Source organism: Actinosynnema sp. NPDC023794 (assembly GCF_040639675.1).
In the GTDB taxonomy this organism is placed as follows: Bacteria; Actinomycetota; Actinomycetes; order Mycobacteriales; family Pseudonocardiaceae; genus Actinosynnema; species Actinosynnema luteola.
This window is the reverse complement of record NZ_JBFAFR010000025.1, coordinates 39,558-61,109: the sequence shown is the minus strand read 5'-3', so window position 1 is coordinate 61,109 and position 21,552 is coordinate 39,558. Positions and strand designations below refer to the sequence as shown.

19 protein-coding genes are annotated in these 21,552 nt (G+C 71.8%); 8 read left to right on the top strand and 11 right to left on the bottom strand.

The window, feature by feature from the left end:
- Window positions 1-442: 442 nt before the first annotated feature.
- Both AB0H12_RS34125 and AB0H12_RS34120 read right to left on the bottom strand, forming a co-directional pair.
- Window positions 443-1,342, bottom strand: a complete 900-nt coding sequence (locus AB0H12_RS34125) for a proteasome assembly chaperone family protein (protein ID WP_499628569.1) — start codon at window positions 1,340-1,342, stop codon at window positions 443-445.
- A gap of 19 nt (window positions 1,343-1,361) precedes the next feature.
- On the bottom strand, window positions 1,362-2,294 hold the full coding sequence (locus AB0H12_RS34120) for a TetR/AcrR family transcriptional regulator C-terminal domain-containing protein (RefSeq protein ID WP_499628523.1): 933 nt from the start codon (window positions 2,292-2,294) through the stop codon (window positions 1,362-1,364).
- Window positions 2,295-2,387: 93 nt separating this feature from the next.
- On the opposite strand from AB0H12_RS34120, the gene AB0H12_RS34115 reads away from it, so the two are divergent.
- Both AB0H12_RS34115 and AB0H12_RS34110 read left to right on the top strand, forming a co-directional pair.
- Window positions 2,388-3,593: an FAD-dependent monooxygenase gene (locus AB0H12_RS34115; protein WP_499628522.1), complete on the top strand. Its 1,206-nt coding sequence runs from the start codon at window positions 2,388-2,390 to the stop codon at window positions 3,591-3,593.
- Between the two features lie 46 nt (window positions 3,594-3,639).
- Window positions 3,640-5,490 (top strand): ABC transporter ATP-binding protein, encoded by a 1,851-nt coding sequence (locus tag AB0H12_RS34110; protein WP_499628568.1) that lies wholly within the window; start codon window positions 3,640-3,642, stop codon window positions 5,488-5,490.
- 7 nt (window positions 5,491-5,497) lie between these two features.
- On the opposite strand, the gene AB0H12_RS34105 is transcribed toward AB0H12_RS34110, so the two are convergent.
- Window positions 5,498-7,120, bottom strand: coding sequence for an AMP-binding protein (locus AB0H12_RS34105; protein ID WP_499628521.1), 1,623 nt, complete (start codon window positions 7,118-7,120; stop codon window positions 5,498-5,500).
- 90 nt (window positions 7,121-7,210) lie between these two features.
- Between AB0H12_RS34105 and AB0H12_RS34100 the strand changes: the two genes are divergently transcribed.
- Complete coding sequence (locus AB0H12_RS34100; RefSeq protein WP_499628520.1) at window positions 7,211-7,894, top strand: aspartate/glutamate racemase family protein; 684 nt, start codon at window positions 7,211-7,213, stop codon at window positions 7,892-7,894.
- On the opposite strand, the gene AB0H12_RS34095 is transcribed toward AB0H12_RS34100, so the two are convergent.
- Both AB0H12_RS34095 and AB0H12_RS34090 read right to left on the bottom strand, forming a co-directional pair.
- Window positions 7,891-8,571 (bottom strand): fibronectin type III domain-containing protein, encoded by a 681-nt coding sequence (locus AB0H12_RS34095; protein WP_499628519.1) that lies wholly within the window; start codon window positions 8,569-8,571, stop codon window positions 7,891-7,893. The two genes, AB0H12_RS34100 and AB0H12_RS34095, sit on opposite strands and share 4 nt — an antisense overlap.
- Entirely contained in the window at window positions 8,568-9,167 is a 600-nt protein-coding gene (locus tag AB0H12_RS34090) for a polysaccharide lyase family protein (RefSeq protein WP_499628518.1), read from the bottom strand. Before AB0H12_RS34090 ends, AB0H12_RS34095 begins: the two co-directional genes overlap by 4 nt.
- A 147-nt stretch (window positions 9,168-9,314) precedes the next feature.
- Here AB0H12_RS34090 and AB0H12_RS34085 point away from each other — a divergent pair, with 147 nt between their 5' ends.
- Together AB0H12_RS34085 and AB0H12_RS34080 are read left to right on the top strand one after the other, a co-directional pair.
- The gene (locus AB0H12_RS34085) at window positions 9,315-9,857 is read left to right on the top strand and encodes a hypothetical protein (RefSeq protein ID WP_499628517.1); all 543 of its coding nucleotides are present in this window, start codon (window positions 9,315-9,317) and stop codon (window positions 9,855-9,857) included.
- 208 nt (window positions 9,858-10,065) lie between these two features.
- On the top strand, window positions 10,066-11,274 hold the full coding sequence (locus AB0H12_RS34080; protein WP_499628516.1) for a DUF6801 domain-containing protein: 1,209 nt from the start codon (window positions 10,066-10,068) through the stop codon (window positions 11,272-11,274).
- 71 nt (window positions 11,275-11,345) lie between these two features.
- Here AB0H12_RS34080 and AB0H12_RS34075 read toward each other — a convergent pair whose 3' ends face one another.
- Entirely contained in the window at window positions 11,346-12,506 is a 1,161-nt protein-coding gene (locus AB0H12_RS34075) for a lipase family protein (protein WP_499628567.1), read from the bottom strand.
- A gap of 269 nt (window positions 12,507-12,775) precedes the next feature.
- On the opposite strand from AB0H12_RS34075, the gene AB0H12_RS34070 reads away from it, so the two are divergent.
- Window positions 12,776-14,065, top strand: coding sequence for a PucR family transcriptional regulator (locus AB0H12_RS34070; RefSeq protein ID WP_499628515.1), 1,290 nt, complete (start codon window positions 12,776-12,778; stop codon window positions 14,063-14,065).
- Here the strand turns inward: AB0H12_RS34070 and AB0H12_RS34065 are convergent.
- The 3 genes from AB0H12_RS34065 to AB0H12_RS34055 form a co-directional block, all read right to left on the bottom strand.
- The gene (locus AB0H12_RS34065) at window positions 13,999-15,189 is read right to left on the bottom strand and encodes a lipase family protein (protein WP_499628514.1); all 1,191 of its coding nucleotides are present in this window, start codon (window positions 15,187-15,189) and stop codon (window positions 13,999-14,001) included. The genes AB0H12_RS34070 and AB0H12_RS34065 overlap by 67 nt on opposite strands.
- Before the next feature lie 262 nt (window positions 15,190-15,451).
- Entirely contained in the window at window positions 15,452-16,375 is a 924-nt protein-coding gene (locus AB0H12_RS34060) for an RICIN domain-containing protein (protein WP_499628513.1), read from the bottom strand.
- A gap of 47 nt (window positions 16,376-16,422) precedes the next feature.
- The gene (locus AB0H12_RS34055; protein WP_499628566.1) at window positions 16,423-17,241 is read right to left on the bottom strand and encodes a sugar phosphate isomerase/epimerase family protein; all 819 of its coding nucleotides are present in this window, start codon (window positions 17,239-17,241) and stop codon (window positions 16,423-16,425) included.
- A gap of 313 nt (window positions 17,242-17,554) precedes the next feature.
- Between AB0H12_RS34055 and AB0H12_RS34050 the strand changes: the two genes are divergently transcribed.
- Together AB0H12_RS34050 and AB0H12_RS34045 are read left to right on the top strand one after the other, a co-directional pair.
- Entirely contained in the window at window positions 17,555-18,811 is a 1,257-nt protein-coding gene (locus AB0H12_RS34050; protein WP_499628512.1) for a hypothetical protein, read from the top strand.
- 216 nt (window positions 18,812-19,027) lie between these two features.
- Entirely contained in the window at window positions 19,028-19,642 is a 615-nt protein-coding gene (locus AB0H12_RS34045; protein WP_499628511.1) for a TetR/AcrR family transcriptional regulator, read from the top strand.
- On the opposite strand, the gene AB0H12_RS34040 is transcribed toward AB0H12_RS34045, so the two are convergent.
- Window positions 19,623-20,726 (bottom strand): Gfo/Idh/MocA family protein, encoded by a 1,104-nt coding sequence (locus AB0H12_RS34040; protein ID WP_499628510.1) that lies wholly within the window; start codon window positions 20,724-20,726, stop codon window positions 19,623-19,625. The genes AB0H12_RS34045 and AB0H12_RS34040 overlap by 20 nt on opposite strands.
- Complete coding sequence (locus AB0H12_RS34035) at window positions 20,723-21,457, bottom strand: sugar phosphate isomerase/epimerase family protein (RefSeq protein ID WP_499628509.1); 735 nt, start codon at window positions 21,455-21,457, stop codon at window positions 20,723-20,725. Before AB0H12_RS34035 ends, AB0H12_RS34040 begins: the two co-directional genes overlap by 4 nt.
- Window positions 21,458-21,552: the final 95 nt, after the last annotated feature.

Here is a 21,552-nt window from a genome sequence, read left to right as displayed (position 1 = left end):
ACCCGAGCACCGCTCCCGAACGTGGTGCGACTCCGCAGCACGCCCGGTGAGGTGCGGGCCTGGCAGGTCAGTCGGACGGCGTGCCACCGCTGCGGCACCCGCTCGCAGTAGACCCGGTGTGGTGCTGCCGGCCGAGCCAGCCGGGGCCGGGCGGGTCGGTCGAACAGCACGAGGCGTGATGGCACCCGACACCGGGCGCGGTCCTATGGCACGAGGGCACCGTGGCGCGGGCGCACGCAGGGACGGCCCCATGGCGCGGCCCTGGGGGTGTCGCTGCGATGGCGGCGCGACAGCTCCGCAGGACGGCCCGATGGGTTCTGCCGGATCAGCCGGTGGCAGCACGGCAAATCCCGCGAGCCGGTGTGCGGTGCGGCACGGCGGTGGGTCGGCCGGTGGCGGCGGTGCGGTGGGCGTGTGGGTGCGGCCAGCCGGTGTGGGGTGGTTAGTGGTCGCGTTGTTGTTCGGCCAGGAAGCGCTCGAACTCGGCGCCCAGTTCGTCGGCGCTGGGCAGCGATTCGTCGTCGCCGACGAGCAGGTTGTCAGAGGCCTCGGTGAAGGCGTCGTACTGCCGTTCCAGCGCCTCGACCACCTGGGCGACTTCGGCCGATTCCGACACCTGGCGGGTGATCTCGGCGTCCGTCCGCTTGGCCGCCTCGTTCAGGGCCGCCGCCTGGATGACCAGGCCCGTCGACTTCGTCACCGCCTGGAGCAGGCTCAACGCGGCGGCGGGATAGGTGCCCTGCGCCAGGTAGTGCGGCACGTAGGCGGCGAAGCCCATGGCGTCGTGACCGCTCTGCCCGAGCCGCAGCTCCAGCAGCGCCGACAGGTTGCCCGGCACCTGCACCCGGCTGAACGGCGAGCCCTCCGTCACCAGTTCCGGCCTGGTCGCGTGCGAGATCACCGACAGCTTGCGCGTGTGCGGCACACCCATCGGGATGCCGTTGAAGCTGACCGCGAGGCGCAAGCCCCACCGCTCGATCAGGGACCGCACGGCCGCGACCACCGCCTCCCACCGGCGATCCGGCTCGGGGCCGGTCATCAGCAGGAACGGCGTGCCCACCGCGTCGTGCATCAGGTACACGACCAACTCGGGGGCGTCGTAGGACTCCCACCGGTCGGTGACGTAGATCATCGTCGGCCGCCGAGCGCGGTAGTCGATCAGGTCGTCGATGTCGAACCGGGCGACCACCCGGTGTTCGTGCACCTCCAGCAGGTGTGCGACCAGCGTCGCGCCCGCCGCACCGGCGTCCATGAAGCCGTCGAAGCGGTGCAACAACACCGCTCCGGTCAGGTCCGGGACGTCGGAGTCGACCTCGAACAGATCCTCCGGGTCCAGCGCCACCTCGTGCCTCCCCAAGTGCTCACATGCCAGTCCTCCCCTCAGTCAACGTCGACCGACCGCTGATCCATTCCCCGATCCCGTCGAGCATTCGAGCGAGGCCGAATTCGAAGAGCGTGTCGAGCCCCAGGTCCAGGTCAGAGCCCACCACGCGGCTGAACATCGGGAACTGCCCGGCCGAGACGATGTCCAGCAGGGCCGGCGCCTGCTGGGTCATCCACTCGTCCCCGGTCATCCCGGTGTCGCGCCGCTGCTCGACTTCCGGCTCGATGTTCACCGCGACACCCCGGACGAAGCCGAACACCGTCACGGCGGCGTGCATCATCTCCTCCAGGCTGAGCCCCTTCCCGTCGAGCGCTCGCAGGACCCACTCGGTGTGCGTGAGCGCGCTGGGCAACAGTTGCGGCCTGGTCATGGACATGGCCGGCGCCAGCCACGCATGTTCCTGGAACAACTTCCACTGCAACCTCGCACTCACCTCCAGCCGCTCCCGCCAGGTCTCCGGACCGGGCTCGGGCAACTCCTCCTTCCGCAACACGTGGTCGATCATCCGAAGGACCAGTTCGTCCTTGTTCTCGACGTGCCGATACAACGACATGGTCGCCACGCCCAGCCGTGACGCCACCCGCCGCATCGACAACCCGTCGAGCCCTTCCGCGTCCGCCAGGCGGACCGCCGCGAGGACCAGCCGCTCGCCGGTCAGATCGGTCTCCTGCGCGCGCGGTCGCACAGGTTCCCCACCTTCCGGCGACACGACCGTGCCCACCCCGGCCACGGGACGCACGAAGCCCTCGGAGCGCAAGGTGACCAGCACCTTGGTCGCCGTGGCCATCGCGACGTTCCACCGCACGGTGATCTCGCGCGTCGACGGCACCCGATCACCCGGTCGCAACTCGCCCGACTCGATCGAATCGCGGATCTCGCGCGCTATCCGCTGGTAGATCGCGTCAGTCATCGCCCGCCTCCTCGAAGGTAGTGCACCGGATCCTACAGCACTAGTGCACGATCGAGTGATTGACCACGCATAACACTGATGTACGGTGTACGCATGAACACCGTATTGATCTCCGGCGCGAGCATCGCCGGCCCCGCGCTCGCCTACTGGCTGCGCCACCACGGCTTCACCCCGACCGTCGTCGAGCGGGCACCCGCGCCGCGACCGGGCGGCCAGGCCGTCGACCTGCGCGGAACGGCCCGCGAGGTCGCCGAGCGGATGGGCGTGCTCGACCAAGTGCGCGCGGCGCACACGGGCGCGCGAGGAATGGCGTTCGTGAACGCCGAGGGCAAGCGCACCGCCACCATGGCGTCCGACGCGATGGGCGACTCGGGCGGCGTGATCGCCGAGCTGGAGATCCTGCGGGGCGACCTGGTCCGCATCCTCCACGAGGCGACCGCGACCGGCGTCGAGTACGTCTTCGGCGACGGCATCACCTCGCTCACCCAGACCGGAGCCGGGGTGGCGGTCACCTTCGAGCGCGGCGAGCCGCGGACGTTCGACCTGGTCGTCGGCGCGGACGGGCTGCACTCCAAGGTGCGGTCGCTGGCGTTCGGCCCCGAGTCGCGGTTCGCGCACGACCTCGGCGCCTACATCTCCATCTTCGGCACGACCCAGCGGGAAGACCTGGACGGCCGGCAGCTGATGCACACCGTGCCCGGCCGCACCGCGGGCATCTACCCCACGCCGGACGGCGGGGCCAAGGGGATGTTCGTGTTCGCCTCGCCCCCGGTGGCGCACGACCGGCGCGACACGGCCTGGCAGCGCGAGCTGATCGCCACCACGTTCGCGGGCGACGGCTGGGAGGTGCCCCGGCTGCTCGCGGACATGCGCGAGGCGCCCGACTTCTACTTCGACCGGCTCTGCCAGATCCGGATGGACACCTGGTCGGACGGTCGGGTCGCACTGCTGGGCGACGCGGCGTTCTGCGCGTCGCCGATGGCGGGCAACGGCACGAGCATGGCCATGGTCGGCGCGTACGTCCTCGCGGGCGAGCTGGCCACCGCGCCGGACCACGTCACGGCGTTCAGACGGTACGAGGAGGTGATGCGCGAGTACGTGACGCGGTGCCAGAAGTTCGCGCTGGGCGGGGTCGACAGCCTGATGCCGAAGTCGCGGATGTTCATCCGCATGCGCGACTTCACGATGCGGGTCGTCCCGCACCTCCCCGGCGGCGCGAGACTGTTCGGCGATCTGCAGAAGCTGGCGAACACGGTGTCGTTGCCGGACTACCGGCCCCGGAGCTTGACCTCCACCTGACTCCAGGTCCTACGTTTCCGGCATGGACATGGAGACCACCGCCTGGATGTCGCTGTACCACGTGACGAACGCGCAGGACGACAAGCGGCCGTTCTCCGTCGCCACGTTCCGCCGGATCTGGGCGTTCGCCCGTCCGCACCGGGTGAGGCTGGCCCAGTACCTCGCCCTGAGCGTGGTCGTGGCGGTGCTGGCGGTGGTGACGCCGGTCCTCGCTGGCCGCATCGTGGACGCGATCGTCAACGGCTCGGCGTACGAGGTGGTGCTCGTGCTCGCGGCCGTGATCGCGGGCATCGCGATCGTCGAGGCGGGGTTGGGCCTGTTGACGCGGTGGCTGTCGGCGCGCATCGGCGAAGACCTGATCCTCGACCTGAGGACCACGGTCTTCGACCACGTGCAACGGATGCCCATCGCGTTCTTCACCCGCACCCGCACCGGGGCGCTGGTGAGCCGGCTCAACAACGACGTGATCGGTGCGCAGCGCGCGTTCAGCGACACCCTGTCCAGCGTGGCGGGCAACCTGGTCACGCTGGCGCTGACGCTGGCGGTGATGATCAGCCTGTCGTGGCAGATCACGCTGCTGGCGCTGGTGTTGCTGCCGGTGTTCGTGGTGCCGGCGCGGCGGATGGGGACGCGGCTGGCGCGGCTGGAACGTGAGGCGGCCAACCACAACGCCACGATGGGCACCCGGATGACCGAGCGGTTCTCGGCGCCGGGCGCGACGCTGGTGAAGCTGTTCGGCAGGCCGGCGCACGAGTCGGAGGAGTTCGCGACGCGGGCGCGGCGGGTGCGGGACATCGGGGTGCGCACGGCCATGGTGCAGACCGTGTTCCTGACCGCGCTGACGCTGGTCTCGGCACTGGCGCTGGCCGTGGTGTACGGGTTGGGCGGGTTCTACGCGCTGCGCGGCGAGTTGGACCCGGGGTCGGTGGTGGCGCTGGCGTTGCTGTTGACCAGGTTGTACGCGCCGCTCACGGCGCTGGCCAGCGCGCGCGTCGAGGTGATGAGCGCGTTGGTGAGCTTCGAGCGGGTCTTCGAGGTGCTCGACCTGAAGCCGTTGATCACCGAGAAGCCCGACGCGCGGCCGGTGCCGGACGGTCCGGTGTCGGTGGAGTTCGAGAACGTCCGGTTCGCCTACCCGTCGGCGGACAAGGTGTCCCTGGCGTCGTTGGAAGAGGTCGCGGTGCTCGACAACCGCGGCGGAGAGGAGGTGCTGCACGACGTGTCGTTCCGGGCCGAGCCCGGCCAGGTGGTGGCGTTGGTCGGCTCGTCGGGCGCGGGGAAGTCGACGATCGCCTCGCTGCTGCCCCGGCTCTACGACGTGGACTCGGGCACGGTGCGCCTCTCCGGTGTGGACGTGCGCGACCTGACGGCCGACTCGGTCCGCGACGCGCTGGGCATGGTGACGCAGGACGGTCACCTGTTCCACGAGTCGATCCGGTCGAACCTGCTGCTGGCCCGGCCGCAGGCCACCGAGGCCGACCTGTGGCAGGTGCTGGGCCGGGCGCGGCTGGCCGAGCTGGTGGCGTCGCTGCCGGACGGGCTGGACACCGTGGTCGGCGAACGCGGCTACCGGTTGTCCGGCGGTGAGCGGCAGCGGCTGACGATCGCCCGGCTGCTGCTGGCGAAGCCGCGCGTGGTGATCCTGGACGAGGCCACCGCGCACCTGGACTCCACCTCGGAGGCCGCGGTGCAGGCCGCGTTGGGCGAGGCGTTGCATGGGCGCACCGCGGTGGTGATCGCGCACCGGCTGTCGACGATCCGGGCGGCCGACCTGATCCTCGTAGTGGAGGGCGGTCGGGTGGTGGAACGCGGCACCCACACCGAGCTGCTCGCCGCGGGCGGGCGATACGAAGACCTGTACCGGACCCAATTCGCAGAGGAGGTGCGAACGTCGTAAGCCGGCACTACGCGTGCCGCACCGCGTCGGCGTCGGCGAGGCCGAGGATCTGCACGGCCTGGTTGCGCATCTCGACCTTGCGGACCTTGCCGGTGACGGTCATCGGGAACTCGTCCACCACGTGCACGTACCGGGGGATCTTCTGGTGCGCGAGCTTGCCGGCGCAGAACGACCGCAGCGACTCGGCGGTCAGCGGTTCCGCTCCGGGGCGCAGGCGCACCCACGCCATCAGCTCCTCGCCGTACTTCACGTCGGGCACGCCGACGACCTGGGCGTCGAGCACGTCGGGGTGGGTGTAGAGGAACTCCTCGATCTCGCGCGGGTACAGGTTCTCGCCGCCGCGGATCACCATGTCCTTGATCCGGCCGGTGATGTTCACGTACCCGTCGTCGTCCATCACCGCGAGGTCGCCGGTGTGCATCCACCGGGCGGCGTCGATCGACTCGACCGTCTTGTCCGGCTGCTCCCAGTAGCCGAGCATCACCGAGTACCCGCGCGTGCACAGCTCGCCGGGCGTGCCGCGCGGCACGGTGCGGCCGGTGTCCGGGTCGACGACCTTGACCTCCAGGTGCGGCCCGACCCGGCCGACGGTGGACACCCGGCGGTCCAGCGAGTCGTCACGGCGGGTCTGCGTGGACACCGGCGAGGTCTCGGTCATGCCGTAGCAGATGGACACCTCGCGCATCCCCATCCGGTCCACGACCTGCTTCATCACCTCGACCGGGCACGGCGAGCCAGCCATGATCCCGGTGCGCAGCGACGACAGGTCGTAGGAGTCGAAGCCGGGGTCGGCGAGTTCGGCGATGAACATCGTCGGCACGCCGTACAGGGACGTGCACCGCTCCTCCGCCACGGCCCGCAACGTGGCGGCGGGCTCGAACGCGGGGGCGGGTATCACCACGCACGCGCCGTGCGAGGTGGCCGCGAGGTTGCCCATGACCATGCCGAAGCAGTGGTAGAACGGGACCGGCACGCAGATCCGGTCGTCCTCGGTGTACCCGAGCAGCTCGCCGACGAAGAAACCGTTGTTGAGGATGTTGTGGTGCGACAGGGTCGCGCCCTTCGGGAACCCCGTGGTCCCCGAGGTGTACTGGATGTTGATCGGGTCGTCCGCCGACAGCTCCGGCCACCGCGGCAACGCGTCCGCGTGCAGTTCCGTCCACTCCGGACTGTCGAAGAGCACGACCCGGCGCAGGGCGGCGCAGCGGGGCCGGACTTCGGCGATCATCCCGGCGTAGTCGGAGGTCTTGAACGACGCGGCGGCGAGGAGCGTGTGCACGCCGGCCTGGTTGAGCACGTACTCCAGCTCGTGCACCCGGTACGACGGGTTGATGTTGACCAGGATCGCGCCGATGCGCGCGGTCGCGTACTGGACCACCACCCACTCGGCCCGGTTGGGCGACCAGATGCCGACGCGGTCGCCGACGCCGACCCCCGCCGCCATCAGCCCGGCCGCGACGGAGTCGACCTCGGCGGCCAGCTCGCGGTAGGTCCACCGGCGGCCGGTGGAGAGGTCGACCAGGGCGTCCCGATCGGCGTGCGCGGCCACCGTGCGGTCGAAGTTCACGCCGATGGTGTCGCCCAGCAGCGGCACGTCGGAGGTGCCCGAGGAGTAGCTCAGGTGCGCCATCGAGGCAACGTACCGCAGGCCGCAACCCCGTGACCAGCGACAACGTTATTCATGCCGTCCGGTGAACGGCGTGCCGACACAATCGTCGCCATGCGAACCATCGGGTTGATCGGCGGGATGAGCTGGGAATCGTCCGCCGAGTACTACCGGCTGCTCAACGAGGAGACGCGGCGCCGGCTCGGCGGCCACCACTGCGCGCCCAGCCTGCTGCTGACCGTCGACTTCGCCGAGGTCGAGCGGTTGCAGCGGACGGGGCAGTGGGAGCGGTCGGGCGAGTTGCTGGCCGAGGCCGCCCGCAAGCTCGAAGGCGCGGGCGCCGAGTTGGTCCTCTTGTGCACCAACACCATGCACAAGGTCGCCGACGCGATCACGGACGCCGTCAAGGTGCCGTTCGTGCACATCGTGGACGCCACGGCGCAGAGGCTGTCCGCCTGCCGCGAGGTGGGCCTGCTCGGCACCCGGTTCACCATGGAGCAGGACTTCTACCGCGACCGGATGCGCGCGCACGGCATCGAGCTGGTCGTCCCGGACGAACCGGACCGCACGCTCGTGCACGACGTGATCTACCAGGAGCTGACCAAGAACCGGGTCGAGCCCGCGTCGCGCGCCGCGTACCGGGACGTGATGGCACGCCTGGTCGAGCGCGGCGCGGAGGCGGTGATCCTGGGCTGCACCGAGATCACGTTGCTGGTCGACCAGTCCGACAGCACCGTGCCGCTGGTCGACTCGACCCGCATCCACGTGGAGACGGGCGTCGACCTCGCGTTGGCCTAGACCTCGCCTCCGGTCTTCTGGTGCGCGATGTCGGACGCCGCGCCGTAGCAGTAGGCACGTACGCGGTAAGTGGCGGTCTTCTCCGTCGGCAGAGTGATCAACCCGAACGACCGCACGTCCGGGTCGAGCCGCGCGGCCACCGAGAAGTCCGCCGCCCCGGCCGGTCTGACCTCCAGCAAGTACCCCTCCTCCCCCTCCGCGCGATCGGTCCACGTGAACAGGATCCCGTTGGCGTGCTTGACCTCGGCCCGGAAGTCGACCGCGCCGGCGTCGGCCGAACGCACCGGGCGCGCGCCGCTCGGACCGCTGAGGGGTGCGGCCCAGTCGTGACTGTCGGACGGCGGCACCTCGTCGCCGGGCGGCAACGTCACGTCCACGGACGCCGACACCGGGCCGTGGAACGACCGGACCCGGTAGTAGAACGGCATCTGGGGGATCAGGTCCCGGTGCTCGTACGTCATCCGGGTGGGCGGCACGAACTCCAGCACCGTGTAGGCGTCGTCGGGCGCGTTGGCGTACTCGACGACCTGCCCCGCCGCGCCGGGTTCGGCCTCCCACGCCAGCGAGACGTCCGTCGGCGAAGTCAACGTGGCGGTCAACGTGGCGGTGGGCGTCGGGTGCTGCTCCCGGCCACACGCGACCAGGAGCAGCACCGACACCGCGACCAGACGCCTCACTTCCGCCAGAACCGGATGCCGCTCCACACGACCGTCGCCGGGCCTTGGCCGCTGTTGGTGCGGTAGGCGCCGAACTTGTCGTAGAAGCTGCCACCGGGGCCGTCGTACGTGTGCTTCAGCGATCCGTTGATGTACGTCCGGTGCTGACCGCCCACCACGTGCACCGTGTTCACCCGCACGGTCGTGCCGACGGTCGCGCCCGTGGCGACCGTCGCCCCGCCGTGCACCGCGTACAGCCGACCGCCCCGTTCCACCGCCAGCATGAAGAACGGGCCGGCCGCGGACTCGTTGAACGTCTGCTTCAGGCTGACGCGGGTGCCGCCGAGGCTGGTGACTCGGAACGACCCCTCGAACTGGCGCGTGCCCCCGGAGTAGGTGGCGTACCGCCGCTCGGCGCGCTGGTCGCCGCTCGCGGTGGCGCACGTGAGCCGGAATGTCAGGTCCGCGACGTCGCCGCACCCCCGCTCCTGCACGGTGAACGTGGGCGAGTACGAGGTCCACGGTCCGGGTTCGACCTGGGCCTGCGCGACCGGCGGAACCATCAGCAGACCACCGGCGAACACCGCTGCGACCAGGGCTCGGAGCGTTCTGGACATGCGCGCCTCCTTCGACTCCCCGGGCCGCGGGGAGGGTCGAGGCGGTGGCGCAGATCACTGTAATTGGTCTGGACGACTCGGACAAGGACGGCCCGGTCAGGGTTCTCCCTGAGGCCGGGCACGTCCGAGTGCGGCAGAGTGGACGGCATGGAGCTCACCCCGCGCGCCCTGTTCGGCCTGGCCCGGACGACCGTCGAGACCGCCGTGTCGGTGCCGGGCCGCGTGCTCGACCTGCTCGGCGCGGCGGAGGCCGTCGTGCGCCGCGCCGACGAGATGGTCACCCGCACCGAACGGGTGCTGGCCGAGACCGAGGCGCTGGTCGGCCGGGCGAAAGCGGTCACCGCGACGGCCGAGGACGTGACGACCGACGTCGGCCGCACCGCCCGGACCTCACGCGAGCTGCTGGACAGCTACGCGCCCATCGCGCAGAAGGCGCAGCCGCTGGCGCAGCGGTTCGTGGACGACCTGTCGCCCCACGAGGTGGACGCCGCCGTGCGGCTGGTGGACCAGCTGCCCGTGCTGACCAAGCACCTGATCGAGGACGTGCTGCCGATCCTGGCCACGCTGGACCGCGTCGGCCCGGACATCCACCAGCTGCTGGAGGTCACCAACGACGTCCGGCAGGCGATCCTCGGCATCCCCGGGTTCACCTTCATGCGCCGCCGCGGCGAGGCCAGGGAAGACGACTAGGCGCACCGGCGTTATTCGCGTGATCACGAGTGCGCGGCACCGCGTTCTTGTCACCACGTGAGTGCCGCGATCGACACCGCCACAATGTCCGGCGCATTATTTAGCGGATTTCGAAGGTTTTCCGGGCAACTCTTGCCGTTGGTCCGCGCCCCTCATTAACTTCCGTCGAGTCGGCACATTTCCGGCAGATTTCGAGGAAGGATCACCCGTGAGGTTGAAGACAACACTGGGCGCGGGCGTGACGTCCGGGCTCGTCGTGGCCGGTCTGCTCGCCGGCGTCGGCACCGGCGCGGCGGCGCCCGTCCAGGTCGACAAGACGCTGACGTTCACCTGCCCGTTCCCGCTGATCGGCAACCAGGTGCTGTCCACCCGGATCCGGGCCACCATCGACGCGCCGACGTCGGTCGGCGGCGAGTTGAAGACCACGGACTTCTCCGCGACGGTCACCGTGCCGCCGACCGCGACGCAGGGCCTGACGCTGGTCGGCGCGGCGACGGTGGAGGGCTCCGCCGAGGCGGGCGTGACGCTGGACAACGCCGGCAGCAAGCTCGACATCAAGATCCCCGGCCTGACCGTGCCGAAGACCCCGGTGCCCGCGGAAGGCGCGTTCGACGTGGTCGCGAGCGGTCCGGTGCCGACGGCGGTGATCCCCAAGGCGGGCACGACGACGGTGACGGTCGGCAACTACAGCACGACGTTGACGCCGAAGAAGGCCGACGGCACGGACACCGGGCTCGGCACGTTCACGTCCGACTGCGTGCTGGACCCCGGCCAGGACCCGACGCTGATCCGGTTCGACGTGGCGGGTGGCGGCGGCCCGACCACGACGACCACCACGACCACGACCACCACCACCACTACGACCACCACGGTGCCCACGACCACGACGACCCGGCCTCCCGGCGGAATCAAGTACGCCTACTCGCTGGACGGCACGTCGACGATCAAGAAGTTGGGCGGCGCGGTCGTGCTCGGCCCGGGCAGCCTCAACGCCGACCTGGACCTGGCCACCGGCGCCTTCACCGGTGACCTGGTGCTGCCGCCGACCTCGGGCAGGTTCAGCCTGTTCGGGTTCGTGCCGGTGGAGTCGAAGATCGAGTTCGCGCCGGAGGGCAAGACGACCGGCACGCTCACCGCCGGCGCGGTGAAGTCGAGTTCGAAGGTCACCATCAAGCTGCCGTCGGTCACCGCGTTCGGCATCCCGATCAGCAACGACCCGAACTGCCGCACCACCACGCCCGCGGACATCGGCCTGACCTCGGCAGCGGGCTTCGACCCGCTCAAGGGCGGCAAGCTGGCGGGCACGTACACGATCCCGGCGCTGACGGGCTGCGGTCCGCTCAACGACCTCGTCAGCGGTTTCGCCGCGGGCCCGGACAACACCATCGACCTGACGCTCACCGCGAAGACCGCGTAACCAGCCGGACCCCGACAGCACTGGAGACCGCCGCGCCCGACCGCGGCGGTCTCCGCGCCTTCGCGGGAGGATCAGCAGTCGGACGTCGCCGGACGGCCCGCGATCCGGTCCGCGGTGAACGCCTGGGCCGCCGCGCTGCCCGTGTGCACGGCGGTGATGTGGTCCGTGGCGTAGGTCTGCCAGTCGACCTGCACGCCGAGCCCGCAGTAGGCGTCGCGCAACGCCTTGGCCTGCGTGAAGTCCACCAGGTCGTCCCCGGTGGCGTGGTAGGCGTGCACCGGCACGCGGATCGCCGTGCCGCCGAGCTTGTTCTCCGCCACCCGCGCCAGCCACGGCGGCGTGAGCACCGGGCTCGACGTCGTGTAGTCGGACAGCCTGCGGCCCTGGTAGTCGACCAGCAGCTCCAACGTGCACGCTTCCCGTTCCATGCGGGCGAACTCCGCGCGGCCCGCGTCGTTGAGGTAGTCCTCCAGGTCCAGCTCCGGGTACGCGTGGTCCAGCCCGATCAACGAGTACGCGAGCAGGCCGAAGCCCTTCCGACCGTCCAACGGCAGGGCGACCTGGACGAGGTCCGCGGGCACGCCGCCGCCGACCACGCCGACCAGGTTCAGCTCCGGCGCGTACTCGGGCTGCAGCTGACCCGCCCACATCGCCGCGCCGCCGCCCTGCGAGTAGCCCCGGAACACGACCTTCGCGTCGCGGGACAGCCGGGCGTCCGGCAGCCGTTGCGCGGCCCGGACCACGTCGATCACCGCGTGGCCCTCGGACCGGCCGGTCACGTAGGTGGTCTTCGGGTCGGGTCGGTAGCCCTCGTAGTCGGTGATGGCGACCGCGTAGCCCGCACGCAGCAGGCCGTCGACCGCGGGCTGCTCGTAGAGCGCGCCGATGCGCACCATCTCCGACGGCGCGCACCTGAACGCCGGGCCGTGCGTGCCCACGGCGAACGCCACCACCGGCGCCGCGGCCGGGTCGGCGGACCGGGGGACGAGCACCGTGCCGGTCACCGCGTTCGGCTGCCCCAGCGCGTCGGTCGACCGGTACATGACCTGCCACGCGTTCACCGTCGAGCCGAGCGCACCTGCCCGCGAGGCGCGGAACCGGATGACGTCGCCCGGCGCGCCCGCGGGCAGCGGGCTGGGCGGCACGTAGAACGAGTCGTCGGCCGCCGCCGAGGGCGCGAGGCCCGTGACGGCGGCGGCCACCACGACCGCAACCGCCGACAATGAGAACATCTTTCGCAAGACGACACCTCCCGGGAAATACGACAGGGACAATGCACAGTGCATTAATCCGGCGCGGCCAGTCCAGGCCGACCGACCGACTTGTCATCCGGGTGCGCGTTTCCGAAACCGAATTTGTAATGCTCGTACAACAAGTGTCATCACTCGAAAGAGTGAACGCAGCTCGGTTCCCGAAAGAATGTTTGACACGCCGTCGCGGATGATTTTATGGTCAGCCGGGCGAAGTCCCAGGGCGGTGCTTCGCGCAAGGCGGAGGCGGCATGACGATCTCACTGAACGGCGGGGTGGCGCGACCGCGGACCTACAGCGCGGCGCGGCAGCTGTGGTCGACCATCCCGGGCGAGCTGGCGGAGAAGATGGCGCCGCTGTCGGGCGTCCTGGTGCGGGACGTGGTGCGGGAGATCCGCCGGACCGTGCCCGCGTACGCGCAGCCGCTGGAGGGCAAGTTCCGCGAGGTGCTGGTCGGCGCGGTCGAGATGGCGATCGTGAAGTGCTTCGACAACATCGCCAACCCGGACGCGGCGCAGACCGACTGGCAGGCCGTGCTGCGCTACAGCGGGCGGATGGAGTACCTCGAAGGCCGCACGATGGACTCGCTGCAGACCGCGGTGCGGGTCGGCGCGCGGGTCGTGTGGCGGCACCTGAGCGAGCACGGCCGCGCGGTGGGCGTGTCCACCGACACCCTGTTCGTGGTGGCCGACGCGATCTTCGCGTGGGTGGACGAGCTGTGCCGGGTGGCCATCGAGGGCTACTCGGAGGCGCAGGCCAACGCCAGCGGCGCGTTGGAGCGCAGGCGGCGCCAGCTGCTCAAGCTGGTGCTGGCCGAGCAGCCGCCGTCGCCGAGGTCGCTCGCGGACCTGGCGGGCACGACCGACTGGCCGTTGCCGGAACGGGTCGCGGTGGTGGCGCTGGAGTACCGGGAGGACCAGCACCAGCTCCCGTCGGTGACGCTGGGCCGTGACGTGCTGGTGGACCTGGAGAGCTCCACGCCGTGCCTGGTGGTGGCCAACCCCGAGGGGCGGTCGCAGCCGGAGCTGCGCGGGCGGCGCGCCGCGGTGGGTCCGACGGTGCCGTTGGCCGAGGCGCGGCAGTCGTTGGCGTGCGCGCGGCGGGCGCTGGGGTTCGTGCGGCGCGGTCTGCTGCCCGCCGCGCCGGTGACGTGGTGCGACGACCACCTGGCGACGTTGGCGTTGCTGTCGGACGAGTTCCTGGTGGGCCAGCTCAGCCGGCGGGCGCTGGCGGCGTTCCACGGTCTGACGGTGAAGCAGCGGGAACGGCTGGAGACGACGTTGCTGGCGTGGTTGGAGACGCGCGGCGGCATCGGCGAGATCGCCAACCGGCTCGACGTGCACCCGCAGACCGTCCGGTACCGGATGCACCAGTTGGAGGAGCTGCTGGGCGACCGGCTGGCCGACCCCGACGAGCGCTTGACGCTGGAGATCGCGTTGCGCGCCCGCCGGTTGCTCCGCCGGGCGCGCGACGCTCAGCAGGTGCCGCGCGCGGGCACGCCGGCGAAGCGGGCCTCCAGCCAGGCGAAGGCCTCCGGGTAGGCCGCGACCATGCCGGCCGCGTGCGTCGGCACGAGCGACGTGCTGAACCTGACGTTCGCACCCAGGGCGCACCACCGGCGCACCATCTCCGCGCCCTGCGCGTAGGGCACGATGTCGTCCAACGCGCTGTGGATCACGAGCACCGGCGCACCCGGCTTGCGCACGCCGATCCGCTGCTGCTCCACCCGCGACCGGTACGGCTCCTCGTCCAGGTACGCGGCCAGCGGCCGACCGTCCGCGGTGAGGTCGACCGACTTGCGGAACGCGTGCGCGAGGAGCGCCTCGGCGGTGCACTGGCGCGCCACCTGCGCCAGCAGCGTCCGGCCGGCGTCGTTCAGCACGCCGGGGACGTCCAGCTCGGGGTACGCCGCGTCGAGGCTCAGCAGCGAGTAGCCCAGGAACCCGGCGGCGTAGTGGCCGTCCAGGTTCCGCGCCACCGCGCCGAGGTCGGCGGGCGGCGCGCCCGCGTACGCGCCCTTCAACTCCAGCTCCGGCGCGTACCCGGCGTACAGCTCGACGGCCGCCGCCGCCGCGCCGCCGCCCTGCGAGTACCCGGCGACGGCCACCGGCCCGTCGTCCGGCAGGTTCGCCTCCGGCAGCCGTTGGGCGGCGCGGATCGCGTCCAGCACGGCGTGCCCCTCGGCGGCGCGGTTGACGTAGGTGTGCATCCCGGGCGTGCCCAGACCTTCGTAGTCGGTCACGACGACGCCGTAGCCGCGGGTGAGCAGACCCGCCAGGAACGGGCCCTCGTACTCGCTGCCCATCGCCAGCTGCCGGGACGGCGCGCAGTCGTCGCCGACGCCCTGCGTGCCCGGCGCGTACCCCACGACCGGGCGCGGACCGGGGCCGGACCACGGCACGTGCGGCGTGAGCACGGTGCCGCTGACGTCGATCGGGCGGTCGTGCGTGTCCGTGCTGCGGTACAGGATCCGGTGCACGGTGGCGGGCGCGCGAAGCAGCTTGACCGGGTCGAGGAAGAAGTCGGCGGGTTCGGACCGCAGCACGTCGCCGTTGGCCGGCGCGGAGCTCGGTCCGGTGTACGAGATCTGGGCGACGGCGTCGGTCGTGCCGGCCGCCGTCAGGACCGCGGTGAGCGCGACGGCCCACCCCCGGTGCAATCGCATTGGCTGCTCCTCGTCGAGCTCGGGCGAATACCGCCGAACCATTGCGTGACGGGTTCCCGCAGGTCAAGCACCCTGCGAATTCTTGTCACCCGAACGCAAACACGAGGTCGGGAATTGCGCGCGCGTGCCATCCCGGCCGGCCGGGCCCATTTCACCGAGCGGCTTTGAGGAAGATCACCCCGCTGCTGATCCGCGTCGACCGCACCATCGAGCCGACGGAGGGCGATCCGACACGCGGAACGCCGCCACCCCACCCGCCGGATCAGCGCTCTGCGGGGGTGAAGTCGACGGTGAACTCCTGATCCGGTTCGTCGGCGCACGGTTCGCGGATCGCCTCCGCGCCTTCCCGGACCGTGCCACCGCGCAGACCGACGCACGCCGTACCACCCGCCGAGCGGAAGCGGTACCGACCGGGACCGGCCTGCTCCACGCGGAACAGCTGGTCGGCGTTGTCGTCGGCGCAGTGGTTCCACGGTTCGAGCAGGTGCAGCGCCGGTTCGTCGCGCCGCACGGTCAGGCACCCGATCGCCTTGTCCACCGGGTGCTCCCACTTGATGGTGGTGAACTCGGCGCCCACCGGTTGGAGGAACACCCGCGGCCCGGGATCGCCGCACGGCCGCAGCGCCGCGACCGCGGGCTCGTAGCGCTTGGTGCTGTCACGGCCCTCGGTCAGGCACAGGTCGGGCGCGTCCGCCGCGTGGATGCTCGCCCAGCTGCCGGCGGACACCAGCGGCAGCAGGTCGGGCTTCGGCCCGGTGGTCGGGTCGATCGCCACCGCGTCCGGCGGGGTCGGCACGTCACCCCGGAACACCACCGCTGCGGCCACGAGCGCCAGCACCACGACGGCGGCCGGCACCGTCCACCGGCGGCGCCACGCGGGACGAGCCGGCGTTTCGGGCACCGCGGCCGCCACGCCCGTGGCCAGCCGCTCACGGGCGCGCAACCACGGCTCCGCCTGCTCGACCCCGCACGCCTTCACGTACGCGGTCAGCAGTTCCGCGCGGGGCAGGCTGTCCCGGCGCAGCATGTCCGCGGCCGTGCTGCGGGCCAGCACCTCCCCCTGCGCCGCCGCGCTCTCCTCCAGGCCGCGCAGGGTCAACCCCGACTTCTCCTTGAGCTCCCGCAACATCGCCACGAACTCGGCCACGTCACGCGCCGATTCCGGCTGGGCATCGTGCGGCGTCACGCGCGCATCTTGGCGGTTGCCCGTCGTCACCTGCAAGCGGGCCGCCCTCAGAACCGAAGGTTCACCAAGTAGTCGTAACCGACCCGCGCGGTGACGAGGGCGTCGCGCGGCTGGTCGTTCTCCACGATGTACTCGGTCACGTTCGCGGCCCGGAAGATGGCCGCGAAGTCGATCGTGCCCGTGCCGAGGTCGGCGAAGGACCCGTCGGCCGCCCGGTCCTTCACGTGGAACTGCCGCACGCGCGGGAAGTTCGCCCGGTGCACCGCGACCGGGTCGACCCCGCCGGCCACCGCCCAGTACAGGTCCAGTTCCAGGTGCACGTTGCGCCGCGTCGTGCCCGCCGTGATCACGTCGAACGGCCGCACGCCCTCCACCTCCGCGAACTCGTGCGCGTGGTTGTGGTAGCCGAGGCTCAACCCGGCGCGCCGCACCTTGTCCCCCGCCGCCTCCAACCGCGTGGCGAACGCCCGCCACTCCGCCAACGTCGGGGAGTCCACCCACGGCACCACCACGTACTTGTGCCCGAGCGTGCGCGCGTCGGCGATCAGCTGGTCGAGGTCGCCGTCGATGCCGGCGTGGCTGGACGTCGCCCGCAGCCCGCACCGCCGCAGCACGGCGGCGAACTCCGCGGCGCTGCGGCCGTACGTGCCGGCCAGCTCGACCTTGCGGTAACCGATGTCGGCCAACGCCGACAGCACCGGCTCCGGGTCGTCGCCCATGATGCCGCGCAAGGTGTAGAGCTGGATGCTGATCGACTCCTTCGGCACCCGACGGCACGGGTGGTCGGCGGCGGACGCGCCGGAGGGCAGGGCGACCACCGCGCCGGTGGCGAGGGCGGTGCTGAGGAACGTGCGGCGGGACGGCATGGGTGACTCCTCGATCAGCTGGGAGCGGTCACCGGGCTTCGGTGGAGGCGCGGCTTCGGTCATCGGGCAGTTCCTCGACGCGGACGTGGCGGAACACACGTCGGTCGCACAACGCTGGGCTTCGCGGACGATGGCTCTGTGGTCCAGCTCACAACCGGATCGAGCGCAATTCTGTTCAGGCCCAGCCGAAGTTGGCAAGACTTTTGCTGATTCCAGACGAAAGTCATGCCCGAATGGCCGATGACCCAGGCGTCCAGGTGCACGGTCCGCCAACGCCGCCGCCCTGGTCCGACAGGTGGTCCACAATGGGCCGGTGGACGTGCTGCCGTGCGGGCATGCCGCGCATGACTCCGGGGCCCGCGGCTGCGCGCACCTCGTCGCCGAACGACCCCCTGACCACTACGGGCGGTTCACCGGGGTCGGCATGGCGTACGACCGGCTGTGCGAGGCGTGCGCGGAGCGGGACGACCCGTCGTTGATCGTGCTGTGCGTCGGGTGCGTGGAGCGGGTGGAGGACCACAGCGACCTCGTCGACTGGATCGGGCAGCCGGAGGTCCGCCGCCGCGACGCCGATCCCGGTGGCACGTGGACGACGGCGGACTGCCCGGTCGAGCCGCTGAACGCGTGGTGCGTGGCCGCGTTGCCCGGTGGTTGGCTGGTGCTCGCCGAGGCCGGGTTGGTGCGGGTCGACGGGACCGGGACGACGTTCGTCGCGCCGGTGTCGCTGCCGGTCGAGCCGCCGGATTCCTGGCCGGCCGACCAGCCGCGCCCGGCGGTGCACACCTCGCCGGACGGGCGGCACGCGGCGGTGGTGACCGACTTCGGCCGGCACGGCGTGGTGCTCGACCTCGTCACCGGCACGCCGGTGCTGACCCTGGACCGCGGCGACTACCGCTACCGCCACACGTCCTTCCCCGTGGCGTTCGTCGGCACGGACCGGGACGCGGTCGTCGTCGCCGCGACCGACTGGAACCGGCTCGACGCGTTCGACCTCGCCTCCGGCCGGCTGCTCACCGACCGGGTGACGACGTGGTCGGGCGACGACCCGAAGCCCGAGCACTACCTGGACTACTTCCACGGCGCGCTGCTCCTCGACCCTTCGGGGCGGTGGCTGCTGGACGACGGCTGGGTGTGGAGCCCGGACGGGGTGGCGGTCGTGCACGACGTGGCGGCGTGGCTGGGCGGTGACGTGCACGCGACCGAGCACGGCAGGCAGCTGGCCGCACGGGCGACGTGGGACGTGCCGATGGCGTGGCTGGACGAGCGCACCGCGGTGCTGCAGCCGATCGACCGGTGGGACCGGCCGGCGGTGGCGGGGGTCGAGGTGCACGACGTCGTGGACGCGCGGCGGGTGACGGCGTTCGCCGGTCCGGTCGGGCGGATGTGGGGGCACGACGGCCTGCTCTACGTCGGCACGCCGGCGGGGCTCGAGGTCTGGGACCCCGCGGACGGCGCGCGGACGGGCGTGGTCGAGGGCTTCACGCCGATCGCGCACAACCCGCGCACCGGCAGGTTCGCCGAGCTGGCGGCCGGACGGCTCAGGACGTGGACCCCGCAGCCGCTGACGTGAACCCGGCACCGCCGCGCCGGAGCTCGTCGCTCCCCGCAGGAGGTCCCGTTGCTGCGACGACGTCTTCCCACCCGCGCGGTCGGAACCACGACGTGGGCCGGAGCGCCGCGGTTCCTTGCCCTCCTGCGGCGCCTTGCGCCGAAGCCTGATCCGATCGCCCGGTGGCGCGCCTCGGCGAGACGCGCCACCGGCGGGGCCGTGGGGCATGATGTCCGCGTGCGCGAGACGACGGCGGGCCCCGGGACCGGCGGTTACCTGAAGGGCCGGATCCGCCGCGAGGACATCATCACGGCGGCGGTCGCGGTGTACGGGGAGGCCGGCTACCACGGGTCGTCGCTGCGCGAGATCGCCAAGCGCGCCGGGATCACGCACGCCGGGCTGCTGTACTACTTCCCCACCAAGGAAGCGCTGCTCGCCGCCGTGCTGGAACGCCGTGACGCGGAGGACGCCGAGCGGGAGCAGCTGCAGGCCACCCCCGGCGTCGACGTCCTGCGCCACTTCCTCGCCCTGGCCGAGCACAACGTCCGCCACCCCGGCATCGTCGACCTCTACTCGCGCCTGGCCGCCGAGGCCATCGCCGCGGACCACCCGGCGCACGACTACTTCGTCCGCCACTACCGGGCGGCGCGCGAGGGCGTGGTCGGCTCGTTCCAGGCCCTCGCGGACCGGGGCGAGCTGCGCGCGGGCGTCGACCCGGCGGCGGCGGCGCTGGCCTTCATCGCGTTGATGGACGGCTTGCAGGTCCAGTGGCTGACCACGCCGGACGAGGTCGACCTGGTCGGCTCGCTGCGGTTCTACCTGGGCAGCCTGCTCACCGTCCCGCTGGACTGAGGACGTTCGGGTCCCAGTCGACCGGCAGCGCGGGCGGCGGCTCGACCGTGCTGCCGACGTCCACCGGACGCCCGAGGGCGATGGACTCCTCCATCGCCAGCATCGCGTCCAGCACGTGGTGGGCGAGTTCGCCGGACGCGCGTTCCGGAACACCTGCCCGGATCGCCCGCGCCAGCTCCAGCACGCCCGTGCCGCGCGACGCCGAGTGCCCTTGCGGCGCAAGCGTTTGCACACCACCGAACAGGTGCAACGCGGTCGTGCCGCCGAAACCGTTCGGGTCGGGCAGCACGGCCGTGCCCAGCGTGCCGGCGACCTCCACGAAACCCGTGCGCGACAACGCCGAGTCGAAGCTGAACACCGCCTGCGCCGTCCCGCCGCGCTCGAACTCGACCAGCGCGGTCACCGTGGTCGGCACGGTCACCTCGAACTCGACGCCCGCCCGCGGCCCGGACCCGATCACCCGCGTGTCCCGCGCCCGGCTGCCCGCGGCGGTGACCCGGCGGATCGGGCCGAGCAGGTGCACCAGCCCGGTCAGGTAGTACGGACCCATGTCGAGCAACGGCCCGCCGCCCGCCTGGAACAGGAACTCCGGCGCGGGGTGCCAGCTCTCCGGACCCGGCGTCTGGAACAGGGCGAGCGCCGTGCGCGGCTCGCCGATCAGACCGCGGTCGACGGCCCGGCGCGCGGTCTGCCACCCGGCGCCGAGCAGGGTGTCGGGCGCGCACGCGACCCGCAGACCCCGCCGCGCCGCCCGGTCGAGCAGGTCACGCGCGCTGCGCAGGTCGAGCCCGAGCGGTTTCTCCACCCACACGTGCTTCCCGGCCTCGATCGCGGCCAGGCCGACCGGGACGTGCGCGGCCGGCACGGTCAGGTTGACCACGATCGAGATGTCCGGGTCGGCCAGCAGATCGTCCACAGTGGACGATCGCGGCACGCCGTGCGCGACCGCCCGCGCAGCCGCCCGTTCCGGGTCGAGGTCGGCGACGGCCACCACCCGCAGGTCCGGGAACGCGGTCAGGTTGCGCAGGTACTCCTCGCTGATCACGCCCGTGCCGACGACCCCGACGCCGACCGGGGCGCTCACGCCGCGACCTCGGCGAGGAACGCGTGGCTCTCGGCGAGACCGGCGAACACGTCGCCGTCGTAGGCGTCGAACTCGACCACGCGCAACGCCTGCGGCGCCGCGGCCAGCACGTCCGCCACCGGCACGCGCCCCTGACCGGCAGGGACCTGGCCCGACGCGTCCTGCGCGAGACCGCCGTCCTTGACGTGGATCGCGTGCACCCGACCACCGAGGCGGCGCAGCAGCGCGGGCGCGTCCTCGCCGCCGACCGTCGCCCAGTAGGTGTCGACCTCCAGCACCACCTCGGGGTCGAGCCCGTCGGCCAGCACCTCGAACGCGCTGCGGCCGTCGATCCGGGACGCCAGTTCCCACCAGTGGTTGTGGTAGCCGACGCGGACGCCGTGACCGGCGGCGACCCGGGCGGCGGCGTTGAGCGCGGACGCGGTGGCGGCGATGCCCGCGGGGTCCTGCCACCGCTCGGCGTCCACGTACGGGTCGATCACGACCTCGATGCCGCACTCGGCCGCAGCAGCGAAGACGGCGTGCTGGTCGGCGCCGATGAGCTGCGCGTGCGCGGTCGGCGCGGTGAGGCCGTGCTCGGGCAGCGCGGTGCGCAGCACGTCGGCGTTCTCCAGGACGCCGTAGGGCTCGACGTGGGTGAAGCCGATCGCGGCCAGTCGCCGCAGGGTGTCGCCGGGGTCGGCCGCGAACGCGTCGCGGACGGAGTACAGCTGCACGGACGTTCTGCTCATCACGGGCTCCTGACGTCGGCGTCGGGCGTGTGTGGAAGCGCTCCCGCACAGATTTCTACCACCTGGTAGAAATTCACGCCATGGTAGGACGTCGT